12 protein-coding genes are annotated in these 15,031 nt (G+C 42.5%); 3 read left to right on the forward strand and 9 right to left on the reverse strand.

Annotated features, from left to right (window positions below; translation table 11 throughout):
• The 6 genes from WJR50_RS21420 to WJR50_RS21445 all read right to left on the reverse strand — a co-directional run bounded on the left by WJR50_RS21420 (window position 1) and on the right by WJR50_RS21445 (window position 7,461).
• Window positions 1–705: a LytR/AlgR family response regulator transcription factor gene (locus tag WJR50_RS21420; protein ID WP_341295369.1), complete on the reverse strand. Its 705-nt coding sequence runs from the start codon at window positions 703–705 to the stop codon at window positions 1–3.
• Entirely contained in the window at window positions 698–1,732 is a 1,035-nt protein-coding gene (locus tag WJR50_RS21425) for a sensor histidine kinase (protein ID WP_341295370.1), read from the reverse strand. Before WJR50_RS21425 ends, WJR50_RS21420 begins: the two co-directional genes overlap by 8 nt.
• A 158-nt stretch (window positions 1,733–1,890) precedes the next feature.
• Window positions 1,891–3,252, reverse strand: coding sequence for a D-alanyl-D-alanine carboxypeptidase (locus WJR50_RS21430; protein WP_341295371.1), 1,362 nt, complete (start codon window positions 3,250–3,252; stop codon window positions 1,891–1,893).
• A gap of 45 nt (window positions 3,253–3,297) precedes the next feature.
• Complete coding sequence (locus tag WJR50_RS21435; protein ID WP_341295372.1) at window positions 3,298–4,386, reverse strand: alanine racemase; 1,089 nt, start codon at window positions 4,384–4,386, stop codon at window positions 3,298–3,300.
• 241 nt (window positions 4,387–4,627) lie between these two features.
• Window positions 4,628–6,295 carry a DUF8832 domain-containing protein gene (locus WJR50_RS21440; RefSeq protein ID WP_341295373.1) on the reverse strand — a complete coding sequence of 556 codons (1,668 nt, stop codon included), beginning with the start codon at window positions 6,293–6,295 and terminating at the stop codon, window positions 4,628–4,630.
• Window positions 6,296–6,306: 11 nt separating this feature from the next.
• Window positions 6,307–7,461 (reverse strand): hypothetical protein, encoded by a 1,155-nt coding sequence (locus tag WJR50_RS21445; RefSeq protein ID WP_341295374.1) that lies wholly within the window; start codon window positions 7,459–7,461, stop codon window positions 6,307–6,309.
• A gap of 171 nt (window positions 7,462–7,632) precedes the next feature.
• Between WJR50_RS21445 and WJR50_RS21450 the strand changes: the two genes are divergently transcribed.
• The 3 genes from WJR50_RS21450 to WJR50_RS21460 all read left to right on the forward strand — a co-directional run bounded on the left by WJR50_RS21450 (window position 7,633) and on the right by WJR50_RS21460 (window position 11,701).
• On the forward strand, window positions 7,633–8,331 hold the full coding sequence (locus tag WJR50_RS21450) for a 2'-5' RNA ligase family protein (RefSeq protein WP_341295375.1): 699 nt from the start codon (window positions 7,633–7,635) through the stop codon (window positions 8,329–8,331).
• 93 nt (window positions 8,332–8,424) lie between these two features.
• Complete coding sequence (locus WJR50_RS21455) at window positions 8,425–10,359, forward strand: ABC-F family ATP-binding cassette domain-containing protein (RefSeq protein ID WP_341295376.1); 1,935 nt, start codon at window positions 8,425–8,427, stop codon at window positions 10,357–10,359.
• A gap of 7 nt (window positions 10,360–10,366) precedes the next feature.
• The gene (locus WJR50_RS21460; protein ID WP_341295377.1) at window positions 10,367–11,701 is read left to right on the forward strand and encodes a type IX secretion system plug protein; all 1,335 of its coding nucleotides are present in this window, start codon (window positions 10,367–10,369) and stop codon (window positions 11,699–11,701) included.
• A gap of 2 nt (window positions 11,702–11,703) precedes the next feature.
• On the opposite strand, the gene WJR50_RS21465 is transcribed toward WJR50_RS21460, so the two are convergent.
• From WJR50_RS21465 to WJR50_RS21475, 3 genes are all read right to left on the reverse strand, one after another.
• Window positions 11,704–12,555: a CRISPR-associated endoribonuclease Cas6 gene (locus tag WJR50_RS21465; protein ID WP_341295378.1), complete on the reverse strand. Its 852-nt coding sequence runs from the start codon at window positions 12,553–12,555 to the stop codon at window positions 11,704–11,706.
• 206 nt (window positions 12,556–12,761) lie between these two features.
• The gene (gene ychF / locus WJR50_RS21470; protein ID WP_341295379.1) at window positions 12,762–13,856 is read right to left on the reverse strand and encodes a redox-regulated ATPase YchF; all 1,095 of its coding nucleotides are present in this window, start codon (window positions 13,854–13,856) and stop codon (window positions 12,762–12,764) included.
• Window positions 13,857–13,874: 18 nt separating this feature from the next.
• A complete protein-coding gene (locus WJR50_RS21475) occupies window positions 13,875–14,963 on the reverse strand; it encodes an AI-2E family transporter (protein WP_341295380.1) in 1,089 nt (362 codons plus the stop codon).
• Window positions 14,964–15,031: the final 68 nt, after the last annotated feature.

Raw genomic sequence — 15,031 nt, forward strand, 5'->3', positions numbered from 1 at the left:
CTAACGTTCTTGCTTCAATTTCTCGAAAAAAGCATCTCGGTAAACTTCCCCTATAGGTATTTCCACCTTTTGAATAAAGACTTTACGCTTTTGCACCAGGGTAATCCGTTCAAAATTGACAATAAAACTGCGATGTACCCTCACAAATTGCTCCGGCAGGTCATCTGCCAAAGTCTTCATACTCATCAAAGATACCACAATCTTTTCATCAGTATGTATTTTTACATAATCTTTTAGCCCTTCTATATAGCGAATATCCTTATAATGTACTTTGATAATGTCATAGCCCGACTTCACAAACATATAATCCTTCACCACGGGGGCTGCCTGTTCTAGTGGGGCAGGCTGCATGTTGATCTGCTGATACGCTTTGTTTACTGCCTTGAGAAAACGCTCAAAGGTAAAAGGCTTGAGTAGGTAATCTACCGCGTCTAAGTTAAAGCCTTCCAGTGCATAATCGGAGTAGGCAGTAGTAAAAATCACTTTAGGGCGATGTTCCAGGCTTTTCAGAAACTGTACTCCTGAGATTTGGGGCATTTGAATGTCCAGAAAGATGAGCTGGATATTTTCCTGATGGAGAAGCTCTATGGCTTCCACCGCGCTCTGACAGCACTTCACTAGTTGAAGGAAAGGGACTTTTTTGATAAAGTCTTCCAGTACATCCAGCGCCAGGGGCTCATCATCAATCGCTATGCATCTAATCATGGGTCAAATTTAGCTTCAAATCTACTTCAAATGTTCCTTCTTTCTCTTCTATGTTCAGCTGATACCGTTTGGGATAAAGTAGGTCAAGCCTCTTTTCTATATTTTTTAACCCAATACCCGAGTGCTTATCTTTAACGTGTCCGTTCCTGCTTACAGTGTTTTTTACTTTAAAATTTAACTCGTCGCCTACTACTTTTAACTTGATGCAGATATTACCCTCCTGCCGAAAGATGTCTCCATGCTTAAATGCGTTTTCTACAAAAGGCTCCAGAAGCATAGGTTCAATCTGCTTGATTTCCAGATCTCCTTCGGTATCAAAACAAATCTTCTTCCCCTGCTTCAGGCGGAGTTTCTGCAAATCTATATAGTTTTGCAGGTGCTCTACTTCTTTGCTCAGACTGATCTTATCGGCGCTGGAATCATAAAGCACATAGCGCATCATCTCCGAAAGCATCACAATGCCTTTGGGTGCATCTTCAGACTTTTTGATAGCCAGCGAATAAATATTATTAAGATTGTTGAACAGAAAGTGAGGGTTGATCTGCGATTTGAGCATGGCCAGTTCGGAAGCCATTTTTTCTTTCTCCATTTCATTTTTCAGCCGCTCATTTCTGAACCATTCCTTGGTCATTTTCAAACCTCCGCTCACGGTAAGAATCAGAAGGCTGTTCAGTACCGAACGACTGGTCACAATTCCCGGATACCAGCTATGGCTTTCGTAAAACTCCCAGTTGAAAGTTCTTTCAATCCACAAAGTAAGTAGGGCCACCAGGCCAACGGCTCCTATAACGGCCAGTATATAAGGGATTACTCTTTTCTTAGCCAACAGGCGAGGAATCAGAAAAGAGGTATTGGAGTAGAAGAGCGCGATCAGGGGAATGGTAGACAGCAAGGTTCTCATCGTCACACTCGGATCATCAATAGGGGTACCGAATATCACGAACAGTAGTAAAATAAAGGCAATCCATGCTCCAACATGGATCATGACCACGCGAAAGGTAAGTGGCGAATTTATATCAGTAGACATATTAATTGATTATACAAAATTGAAGGTACACTTTCTACTGATTCGCCACATTTGTATTAGACGGAGACCTCCTAAGATTCTACATAAGTATTTTTGCAGTAGATAAGAATCTCATCGCTGATGACTTTCTTCGGGCTTTAGCTTTAGGCCTTAACCTTTTAATAGTTTAGATAAATGTTCTGAAGTATTTTTTCCATTTCTCTTTTCAACGGAGCAGTAGAAGTAATATAGTTATTATGTAAAAAACTGAAGATCAACTTTTTACCGGATTTAGTATAGATGTACCCACTCAACGCGGACTTGTTGCTAAGCGTTCCTGTCTTGGCAAATACAAAAGGCTCCCCGCCATCCGGATTCTCATACCAGGAGCTTATGGTACCGGATTCGCCTCCTGCCGGGAAAATATCTTTGATTCTTTCGTCGCTTAACTCTTCGTCTACTTTTTGCAAAAGAGCAACAATACTCCTCGGCGTCTGTAGATTGTATCTTGATAAACCCGAACCATCTCTCCAGATGGGTTCATCCGGCAGATCGTTCAGGTAATGCTCTTTCATATAGTCAATCGTCCAATCGGTGCTCAGCGTATCCTGAAAAACCGATGAGCAGGTCATAAGTAACTGCTCCGCAAAAAAGTTATCACTGTTCTGCATCATCCTTTTGTACACACTATCGGCAGGCAAACTATAGAGTTTGTGCGTAAAAACCGGAAAGCTATCCAGTTCATTACCTTGAGGCTGCATCAGTTGTACATTTCTCTTCAGTGTATCGGAAAGTAGTTGGGCGACCAGTTCATTGGATTGTATGAAAGGTACGTCTCTTTCAAAGCTCAAGGTATCATCTTTGGGTGCGTAGCTAAAATAGTTTTCGTGCTGCTGCCTGAATACTGAATAGGGCGCATTTGGATCCGCAAACCCTTCTACATAACTGGTGAAAAAATCAGGGCTTACCAGCGGCTTGTTAAAGCCTTCCATAAAGTTGAAATGTACCACATTGGCATAAATAGGAAAGACAGATTTCTCTGAAGAGTAATAGAAATTGTAGTCACTCCACGCCCAGCCGGGTCCGAAATATCTGTCTTCTGTAGGTCTGGGCACATAAAGCAGTTGTCCGTCATAGTCTTTCAGGAAATTGTAAACATGCTGATTGTAGGTAGTATCCAAATCCGTGATTTCATGATGCAAAAAAGTAGGGTCTCCCGTACCGGTAAACAGCATTGAATCTCCCTGTACGGTATATTCAAGCGCCGGAATAGAATCTCCCAACAGCTTCAGAGAAGCATACAGGGTAAATATTTTGGTATTAGACGCAGGTGTGTAGTATTTATCCGCCTGATAGGTATATACCATTTCATCCAGCTCGGTATCATAGAGGGCAAAGCCGGTAAAGTTGGTTTCAAATACCGGTGACTCGGCTACATAATCTTTAAACTTTCGGGAACTGATACCCGGCCGGTTAGCACAGGCACTGATGCATATCATGATAGCAATAAAAAACAGTAAATGAAGCGATTGTTTCTTCATAGAGAAAGTAACGTATTTTGATTTAGAGATACAGATTTTTTCTTTTCAAGGCATACAGCGTAATACCTGTCCATTCAAAGTGCAGTAGGAGCGCATCAGGTCGGCAGTCAGGCAGGAATGTACCGGTAAAATGCCAATCCAGTCGCCCACTTTTATCTGCTTCATGACTTCTTCACTCAACTTCACTACTCCATGCTCCTGCGAAAGTGATTTTACGTAGCAACCTGCCAGAGGGGCACCCCAGCCTTCGTTGTGGAGGGGTACTACTTTACCATAAATCTTTTGATCGCCTTCAGCCAGGGTGTCTTTGGAAAAATGCACGGCACCTCCATGTACAATCACTTCTCCTCTTTCAGCATGTTTTTCAACAATAGGCGAAGCCATGCACACGGCTATATCCTCAGTGGTGCAAGAGCCAATCTGGGCCTGTACCAGATCATAGAACACATAATTACCAGGACGAATGATATCTACATCGCTAAAATCATCGGCCAGGCTACAGGAAGGAGTATCACCCAGACTCACTTTAATCGGACCAAAATCTGCTTCAAACTTTTTCCTGACTTCGTTGAGGCGGTCAGCAGTCTCCCAGTGAATTTTGCTTACCGCTTCTTTGCCCTGCACATGATAGGAATGACCCGCATGTGCATACACGCCCTGAAATTGCAGATGCTCCGAGTCCTTGAAAAAAGAAAGCAGACGAGAAATTTCCTCATCAGCTTTATAGGGGATGCCGGAACGGTGATAGCCTGTATCAATTTCAGTAAATACGCCCACAGGTCTTTTCAGGTGGTTTTCCAGGTACTGAGCAGATTCCAGATTGTTGATAAAAAGGTTAAGTCGGATTCTTTTTGAAAGGTCTTTGATAATGTCTTTTCGGAGTACGTTGACCGGAAAAGCTACGGTAATTTCTTCCCAGCCATCATCAGCAAAGTAGGAAGCCATGCGCAGAGAAGAAACCGTAATGGCTTTGATTCCCTCTTCGGCAAACCACCCTCCTACAGCCTGTGATTGATGTGTTTTAAAGTGGGGATGAAGTTCAACACTCAGGTTTCGGGCTTTATCAGCCATCATGGCGATATTATTTCTGGCTTTTTCCTCATCCAGCAATAAGGTAGGTTCTGTAAGTTTCATGTATGCTTTAGCTAATCTTTTAGCCGGTGAATTTAACGAAAATTTGCTAAGTGCTAAGCAAGCCCATCAAATCTATTGAGAAAGCAAGGAAAATTATCAGTAAGAACTGATTTAGAGATTCATCACTTTACATTTGATAACCTAACGAAAGTAGATGAATGCTTAACAGCATTGAAAGCTTATACCCTATTTAGATTAGCCTTTTCAGCATCAATGGTTAAGATTAATAATTTTCTTTCTCCTACTCCACTACCGCATCAAAAGCAGTGTTAAGTACCTGTCCCTCACGCTTCATCTGTATCCAGATACGATAATTGCCCGGCTCTGGAAAAGCGTATGGAAAAGTTACTGTAGAATGACCGGCATGCTCTCCTTCTTCATCTTCCTCATAAGTATGCCCCATCAGTTCCATCAGGTAATCATTTCTTTCTTCTTCACTCATAGCCTTGATGCTGGCTACCACCTGATCTACACTATCGCGAAACTGATCAGCAGATGGCAGTGCAGCCATTCGGCTATCATCCTCCATGCGCCGTTTGATCAGATCCTGAGAAGCAGATGAATAATTACCTACCGGATGAAGGTGGATATAAACACTACCATCATGCTTCATGACTACTGCATGTCCCATCATCCCCATATAGGGTTCCAGTTCAGCAGGTTCACCATCGGGGTCAAGAATACTGAAGGTCATGGGATAAAGGCGGTTGGCCTGTAAGCTTTCGCCTTCATGCTCCCAGATTGCCGAAGAGCCATCCGGCAGAGGCGTACGAATACCCGGCTTACCGCAGACTACTATATCTCCGGCAGCCAGTTGCACCTGATTGGGTAAGACCGGATTAGAAATAATGTAGGTGTCATCAGGGTCGGAAGGCTGCCATCTATCATTTTCGCCAACTTTAGTCAAACTTACAGGCATCTCCGAACTCATAATTTCTAAAGTATCAGCAATTGTTTCATGAAAGCCATTGCCCCTTACAATGTCGCCAAAGACAAAGTAACGGCCGTTGGGGAGCGGGGGTAAATCTACTTCAAATGTAAGCGAATCGGTACGAACAGGATGCACATGGGCGAAGGCATCCAGACTTCCTTCCCTGACCAGAAACATATGCATAAGCTTACCATGATCGGGAATGAGATAACTAATGGGCAGGTAATTCTGGCGATATTCTTTATAGGCTGAATCAATCTCAAAGATCATCTTCCTCCCATTTTCTGTTGTCACAACTTTGGAGTTTGCCTGGTAGGGCTTATACATATAACGGCGGTAATCCTCAGCCCAGTTGTTCCACCAGCTCATTCCGCCATAGAGGATAAGACAAAGAAAAGCAGCGGCGACTACCATACCTTTGGTTTTGCGCTTACCGGTTTTCTTATTTTCATCTCCGGGTGGAACTACCGCATCACTGACACTTGCACCAATGATAGTAATCATAAGGATGACCAGAAATAAACCTAGAGCTCCCAGTATCCAACCCAGGGCAGGGTCCATTTCTTTCTGGGCAGTAGACATCGCCATTACCGGAACCAATGCTGTTCCTTCTCCTAAGTCACCACTCACCCTGACTTCTATGCTGGCGGCCCCATTGCTCATCAGCCAGGTCAATCCCTCGTATTGCCCGGGGGTTCCTGCCACCGGCAAAGCCTCATCCGCCCTGGGCGCACCCTCAGCCCCACTAAACCAATAAATAGGCTTGAGCAATACCTGTTGTACTTCTCCATTGGTCACATATACCTGCGCGGTAGCGGTACCGGGGATCACATCGGGTGGGTTTAAATTGACCATAATCTTATAAGGACCGGCTTCGCCTTCGTAGATAACTCCCGGACTTCCTACGTGGGCGTAGGCAGGAGATAGTAACAGTAAGAATAAGATAAGAAGACAAACTGGATTTGTGATGTTTTTCATAAACTCAGACTTTAGCGCATTACTTTTTTCATCCAGCCTCCCCAATGGAGGCCAAGGCGGGTAGTCAGTATGGAGATTCCTATTGCGATCAGCAGACTTTTGATCAGGGGCCATCCGCTACTCACCATCCAGGGTGCGTAGGCATAGCGATATTCCCAGTCAGGATTACTGCCAAAATACCAGCTCTCCTGCGCAAAAAACCAATTGCGTGCATAAGGTGACATGAGAAAATCACCGAATGGCCACTGCACTGCCAAAAGCAGTAAGACGAAAACTGGGCCGATCACCAACGCAAGCAGCCATTTATTACTTGCTTCCTTTCTCTGCATAATCATATCAATGGCAATTGCAGGAATGATCAGTAGCAATGGAAAGTCAAATGCCTGATAGTGAGTGATATCATTCAGAATTGGGCCCAGCAAGGGTTCGGCAGGAAAAAAAGGCAGAATCCAGGCGAGCAGCAATAGTACCAGCATATATACTCCGGCAGTAGCAGTGGCAGCCCACTTAAGCTTGGAAGAACGCGCTATCGCCGAGAGAAAGAAAGGGTACAGTAGTCCACCCACAATATAAAAAGTACCACCGTGCATATCATGCCTTCCCTGAAATTCAGAGGCCATAGTGTACAGCATCACCAGGAAAAAACCTGAGGTCACTACGTAAATTGTTCTCAGCAGTCTGTTGCGCCTATTTTCCTGCGAAGCAGAAAGAGCAGCTGGTGCAGGCTGATTCTGCATAGCCAGTACGCTAATCATTGCCCCAAACTGTACCATCATCATTCCCAGGAGCAATACTGTGTGAGGTGGTGAAAGTATGGTTACGTCCAGACCGTAGGTATTGTGCCACCAGTCATCAAAGGGGGCGGAAGTCAGCATAGCAAAACAGCCCCAGATACAGAAAAGAGCTCCCAGTGAACCTGAGAAAATACCCCAAAAGCGTACTGAACGCTGATTCTCAGCTTTACTTCCCCAAAAGCTGGTTTTCAATACCTGATAGCCGGAAAAAAGGCCGGAGACTACTGCTCCCAGGTACATACCCAGGTGTGGAGGTGATAATAAGCCATCGCGCCCTATGCTGGTATGCCAGGAGATATCCCAGATAAGCCCGATGATAATGCTCAGGGAGGCAAAAGCGGTAGCAAAAACAAATAGCGGTATGCCTAGCATCTTGACAGAGTCGAGTCTAACCTCGCTTTTTTAGTGATAGCGTGCGCTTGATATGAAACATCCATAAAGGTAACAGATTAGGTATGCAGCATGAATTTATAAAAATTCAGCAACTTTGAGCGCATCTGTGCCAATTGGATGAATATATTATGATAAACTTAAAAACTTTTCATGAGTCTGTCTCTCTCTGAACACTACACCCAGATGTGGACTAAAGCCCGAACAAGCTTTCTGGAAGGGCAACTACAGACCGATTCATTACTGGATGAGCCGGACGATGACCGCTACGGGATTACTTTATTACTGCGCCCTGATAGTGCTACTGCCCTCCACGTAAATAGCTTTTTAGAAGATATCGCTGCGGTAGAGCCTCATCAGTATTATTACCCTTTGTCGGACCAGCATATGACCATTCTTTCTATTATTTCCTGCTACTCTGGTTTTCAACTGGCTGATATTGATATACCTGCCTACACAAAACTGATTCAAGAGGCATTAAATGATATCCCTCCTATCAAAATTTGCTTTAAAGGCATCACTGCATCCCCTTCTACTGTACTCATCCAGGGATTTCCCGTAGATAATATACTGGAACGGCTAAGAGAGCACCTCAGGGAAGTTTTTAAAAGTTCTGAATTACAACATTCCATAGATTCTCGCTACCGACTTTTCACTGCACATAGTACAGTCATTCGTTTCAGAGAACCTCTGCTCAACTATACAAAATTAATTGATAGGCTGGAAAAATACCGGGAAACAGATTTTGGCCTTGTAACTGCCAATCAACTTGAACTGGTAGGAAATGACTGGTACCAGCGTGAGGCTAAAGTCAGCTTATTGAAGACTTTCCAGCTTTCTTCTACACGATAATATGCTTGCTACTAATTTCTGATACGAACAAGGAATGTTTAATTCTCGGCTGACGTTATTATCTGCGTTTATATTTTCTATTTTTGCACGCATATGTTAGCCATTAATAACTTATCGTACTATATCGGCAGCAGGCCCATCTATGAGGATGCTAATCTGCACATTAAGCCTAAAGACAAAATTGGCCTGATCGGTCTCAACGGGACCGGCAAAACTACTTTGCTACGTTTAATCAACGGAGAATATACCGCTGATGGTGGAGAGATCAGCAAAGCCAATGACTGTAGCATTGGCTACCTCAACCAGGATCTGCTTTCTTTTCAGTCAGATGACTCTATCCTGAATGTAGCCATGCAGGCTTTTGAAGAGGCGCTTAAGATTGAGCACGAAATTGAAAAGGTGCTCAAAAAGATGGAAACCGACTATGATGACGCGCTGGTAGATAAACTCGCCAAGCTTCAGGAGAAGTTTGAGATGATGGAAGGCTATGCACTACAGGCCAAAGCGGAGGAAATTCTGGAAGGAATCGGATTCAATACCGAAGACCTGAAGCGTCCACTCAGAGAGTTTTCCGGAGGCTGGCGCATGCGTGTGATGCTGGCTAAACTCTTGCTGGAAAAGCCTTCACTGCTCATGCTGGATGAGCCTACCAACCACCTTGACCTCCCTTCTATCCAATGGATTGAAAATTACTTACGTTCTTATGAAGGTGCTGTAATTGTAGTGTCGCATGACAGACAGTTTCTGGATAATACCATCAATACCGTCGTGGAAGTATCTAATCAGCAGCTCAATGTTTATTCAGGGAACTACTCTTTCTATCTGGAAGAAAGGGAACTGCGCAGGGAGATACAACAGAATGCCTATGAAAACCAGCAGCAGAAAATTAAGCAGACTGAGAAGTTTATTGAGCGCTTCCGTGCCAAAGCTACCAAAGCTCGTCAGGTACAGTCCCGTGTAAAGGCTCTGGACCGAATGGATAAAGTAGACGAAGTGATTGATGAAAATGCCAGTGTCAACTTCCGGTTCAACTTTAAGAAGCAGTCGGGACGCTTTGTGGTAGAGCTTGATAATGTCTCCAAATCTTATGGCGATCTGCAGATTCTAAAAAATACTTCCCGGGCCATTGAAAGAGGTGACAAAATTGCCCTGATCGGTGCCAATGGTAAAGGGAAATCCACACTGCTGCGCATTATTGCCGGTACTGAACCTGTTGAGGGAGAAAGTAAGCTAGGCTACAATGTAGATATGGGCTTTTTTGCCCAGCACCAGTTAGAAGCCCTAAATGTAAGCAATGACATTCTGGGCGAACTTAAACAGGCGGGCAGCGAGAAAACCGAGCAGGAACTGAGAGGTGTGCTGGGCTGCTTTTTGTTTACGGATGAAGAAGTCTTTAAAAAGATCAAAGTGCTTTCCGGGGGAGAAAAGTCCCGGGTAGCCCTGGCCAAAACGCTTATCGGAGAATCTAATTTTCTGCTGCTGGATGAGCCTACTAACCACCTGGATATGCAGTCGGTGAATATTCTGATACAGGCTTTACAGCAGTATAAGGGTACGTTTATCATCGTATCTCACGACCGCTACTTTATTTCCGAAGTAGCCAACAAGATCTGGTACATTGAAGATAAGGAAATAAAAGAGTATCCCGGTACGTATGAAGAATATGCCTACTGGCAAAGCCAGCAAGCTCCATCCAGTAATGGTAAGCAAGAAGAAAAGCAGGAGCAGCCTAAGGCTAAACCAAAATCCACCGAACCTAAAGCACAGCAGGCTGGTCAGGAGACTCAGAAAGAGCTAAAAAGACTAAAAAGCGAGCTGGAAAAAGCGGAAAATAAGGTCATGGAACTGGAAGAGCAAAAGGAACAACTTGAAAAAGAATTAGCAAAACCTTCTGTATTTGGTAATGTTGATCTTTTGGCTGAAAATTCTCAGAAATTTGATACTGTGGAAAGAGAACTAGCGGAAGCCACAGAAAACTGGGATGAACTAGCCATGAAAATAGAAGAACTAGAGAAGCAATTGAATTAAAATTTCCATGCGTCATCTCCTGTACAAAGCCCTGATTTTTTTAGCTGTTATCACATATTCGGTAGCTTGTGTTCCTGTGGCCGGTACTTCAACTACCAGTAGCACCAATAGTAATCCTTCTTCCTCGGTAACGGCCGATGGTGTGTACGAAGACCGAACTTTTACCGAAGAGATACAGACGGTCAGACTGATTCAGCCCGATGAGCAACAGTATGATGCTGTTATTTCTATCAATCAGAATATTCCTACGCTGCTTACTTTTGACTGGTTGGAATTAGGCGAGCGGGAAGTGTATGGTCAATTAAATGCCAAAATTATCCACTGTAATACCGATTGGCGTCAATCCAAGCTCTATAGCATGGATTATCTGTATGACTATAATGAATTTAGGATTGTAGATGAGGAGCTCTCTTACAATACCAAAGTACCCTTTGCCCGCTATACTTTAGCCATCCCCAGGGTAAAGCTACCCGGTAATTATGCCATCGTCGTCTATGAGGGTAATGCCGATGACAAGCCTCTGTTTACCAAGCGCTTTATGGTGTATGATCCCAGAATCAGTATTCAGGCTTCCGCCAAACTTTCCAGTGGGGTACAGGCAAGAGATACTCGTCATCAGATAGAGTTTCTTATCAACTATCAAAATTTTGATATACCAAATCCATATAATGACATCTATATTGTGGTTCGGCAAAATCAGCAGTGGTTCAATACCATTAGCGGACTCAAGCCAAGCTTTGTACGGGAAGATGTAAAGGAACTGGAGTATACATTTTTTGATCTGAAAAACAATTTCTGGGCAGGGAATGAGTATCGTTATTTTGATTTAAGAACCTCCAAAGCCTTAGGCCAGAATGTGGCAGAAATCCTTCAGGATCAACAGCCTATGGAAGCCTTTCTGATGCCTGACCGCAGCCGGGTCAATGAAGCTTACAGCCAATACAATGACCTGAATGGCAACTTTATTATTGGCAATCTTGAAACCAGAGGAGGAGAGCTCAACGCAGATTATATCAATACCCATTTTTTTCTTGACACCACCGAACCCCTACAGGGTGATGTGTATGTGATCGGAGCTTTTAACCACAGAGTGCTTAATGAGCGAGTAAAAATGACTTATGATGAGCTTCAGCAAGGTTATACGCTGAATGTTCTATTGAAACAGGGGTTTTACAATTACCTCTATTATGTAGACAATGGTGAAGGGCAAAACCCCTACCCTTTTGACGGAAACCATTTTGAAACCGAAAACTTATACGAAATTTTTGTATACACCCGTCCATTGGGTGAAAGAGCTGACTTTTTGATTGGTTATACCCGTTTCGTATCTAACTTACGTTAGGATCAAGACTCTATTTCTCTATCCTCTCTATCCCGACTACCAGGTTTAACCGCAGGTGCTCCTTCAAATTCATATTTGGAAGTACCTTTACCAGGATCAGCGGTCGCTAAATCAAGCATACCAAACCCTTTGTGAGCATATAAACCCAAACCATTGTTGAAGATAAAGTCCTGTACTTCTTTGGCAGCGTATAGTACGAAAGGAAAGGTATAGCCTCTAACTTCATACTTTACATCCTGATCATAAAGGGGATAGATACGTGCAAATTTTTTCTGCTGTTCTTTGATTCTTAATAAGTAATTTTTGTCCGGTACCAGCTGAAACTTATAGAAATCAGCCATTTGCTCTGGTGAGTAAATTCCTGATTTCTCCATCCTGATCATAATGGACTCATACAATAAGTCGGAAAATGTATCCGAGGTAGGCACGATAAATTTCTTACCACGATCATCACTGAAAGAAGGTTCTACCAACACCAATGGTGATATGCAGACATACTTCATAGCGTCTTTTAGCTCAGGTCTATCCTCCAGTTCTACAGCCTCCGGAATAAGGCTCATAGTGCCGATGTCAATCTGAGGAAATGCAAAAAGATGTTTCAGGAAGTAATCAATGAAATCTTTGTTGGTAGCTGATAATACCAATGTAACCCGACTAGAGTAAAAATGAAGGCCATTTCGGCTAATCTTCGTTTGCCCTTTAAGTCCCGAAAAATTATAAAGCCTGGAATTAATAAATTTTTCTTCGCCTCCTTTCACCAGTATCCCTTTGATTAACTGGGCTAGTAGATACTGATGATGGAAAGGAACATATGAGCCCTTATTCCGCAGTATAAAAATGATACGTATTCTCAAAAAACCAGCTGTTTAAATTAAACCAAAAAAAATTTGACTGAACAAAAGTCTTATTCTAAAATGTAGGAATAGAATTTAACAGAAATTGTTTATATAGACCTACTATTTATATGTAAAAATACTTATTTATTAAGCAAATAGTCAAAAAACTTTTCAGATTGATTGATACTCACGTAATTATTAAAGATTAATTTACAAATTCCTAATCAAACATTGAATCTAAAATGCATTATATCACCATCCTCAACAACATATTCTTTCCCCTCAATGGCCAGCTTTCCTGCTTCTCTGCACCCCTGCTCTGACTTATACTGCTGATAATCCAGTAGTTTAATGACTTCTGCTTTGATAAAACCCTTTTCAAAGTCTGTATGGATTACTCCGGCAGCCTGAGGAGCTTTCCATCCTCTCATAATTGTCCAGGCTCTTACCTCTTTTTCGCCAGCAGTAAAGTATGTAATTAAATTCAGGATTCTATACGATGCCCTTATTAATTTATTCAGCCCTGACTCAGTCAGACCATATTCTTCAAGGAAAATAGCACGCTCTTCCGGGTCAAGCTCAGCAATTTGTGCTTCAATAGATGCAGAAATCAAAATGATTTCAGACTCTTCATCGCTCACCCCTTTTTTCAAAGCTTCTACATATTCATTTCCATCATGTACTGAAGCCTCATCTACATTGGCTACATAAATAACTGGCTTGGCAGTAAGTAACTGTAAATCCTGCACCGCTTCTTTGTCTTCTTCAGCAATATCTATGCTGCGCGCATTTTTTCCTGCTTCCAGATGTTGTTTATAACTTTGTAAAGTCGTCAGATGTTTTTTGGCTTTGGTATCCCCTGATTTAGCTATCTTTTCCAGCCGTAGTATTTTCTTATCTACCGACTCCAGGTCTTTGAGTTGCAGTTCGGTATCTATCACTTCCTTGTCAAAAACCGGATCTACCGAACCTGCCACATGAACTACATTATCATCAGCAAAGCAGCGCACAACATGAATAATAGCATCTACTTCTCTGATATTTGCCAGGAACTTATTACCTAAGCCTTCACCTTTGCTGGCCCCTTTCACCAATCCGGCTATATCTACAAATTCAATGGTTGTGGGAATAACCTTCTGCGGATTAACGAGTGATTGCAAGGTGTTAAGCCTTTCATCGGGCACAGTAATCACTCCTACATTAGGTTCAATAGTACAAAAAGGGAAATTTGCCGCTTCTGCTTTGGCACTTGACAGAGCATTAAACAAAGTTGATTTGCCTACATTAGGCAAGCCTACTATACCACACTGTAAACTCATATGCTAATTTCTCTAATTTTATTTAGTCTTAAAAATATGATACTGTTTGTATCCAGTATAAAGTTCCATGTACACTACTTTTAATATGGTGTAAACCGGAATTGCGGCTATCATGCCAATCACACCGGCGATGGTAGCGCCCGCAAAAATAACTATAAATATTTCTAATGGATGCGCTTTTACACTTTTTGAAAAAATCAATGGCTGCAGTACAAGATTATCAGTGAGCTGTACTACGGCAAATACAGAAATAACTTTGATGGCAAGAATAAGCATTTCATTGGTGCTGGCATCAAGTATAGTAGTTGATAAACCCACAGCTATGCCAAAGGCTGAGCCCAGAATAGGACCGGCATAAGGGATAAGATTGGCTACCGCCGCAAAGATGGCGATAGTAAGTGCGTATTTAATCCCAAACAAGCTTAGCCCCAGGGAGGCGATACAAAAGATAGAGAAGATCTGAAAGAGTAAACCAATCAGATAATTGGAGAGAAGTGTTTCTATTTTGTAGATGGCTGCGATAAATACCTCAAAGTAATGATTGGGTATGAGCTTAATGACCTGCTTGCGGACTATGCCTTTTTCATAAAGTAAAATAAAAGTGATGAAAACCACTGCGAGTATACCTACAAAGAAGGTTCCGGTAAGGGAAATTAACTGATTGAAAAATTCTCCGAAATTGATCGTTCCAATAAGCGAAAGAAGGCTGGATCTTAAACTTTCTACCAGCAAATCTTCATCTTCAATAATCCCATTGTTAAAGAGGAAAGTCTCTATGCGCTGTAGGGGTGCACTTGCCTTATAATAAAGATCCTCATAATTGATACTGGTAATGATATTCACCTGATCATCAATGAGAGGGATAAAGAGCACAATAAAAGAAGCAATCAATATGACTATCACAGCAAACGAAATCAATACTGCTATAAAGCGCGGCATGTGATAACCAAAAAAATGCAGCCGATTAATGTAATTGGTCAAAGGAGAAAATATGGCAGACAATACCAGGGCAATCACGAAGTATCCAAATATATCAGAGAATATCCATGCCAACAGCACAAAGCCTAGCACAAACAATATGATATAGAGGACCCCTTTATTGATCATGATTGTACAACAAAAATATTAGGCTGCAAAAAAATAAAGCCCCAGAAGATTCAAGGGCTCACATCGTC

Source organism: Catalinimonas locisalis, assembly GCF_038039535.1.
In the GTDB taxonomy this organism is placed as follows: Bacteria; Bacteroidota; Bacteroidia; order Cytophagales; family Cyclobacteriaceae; genus Catalinimonas.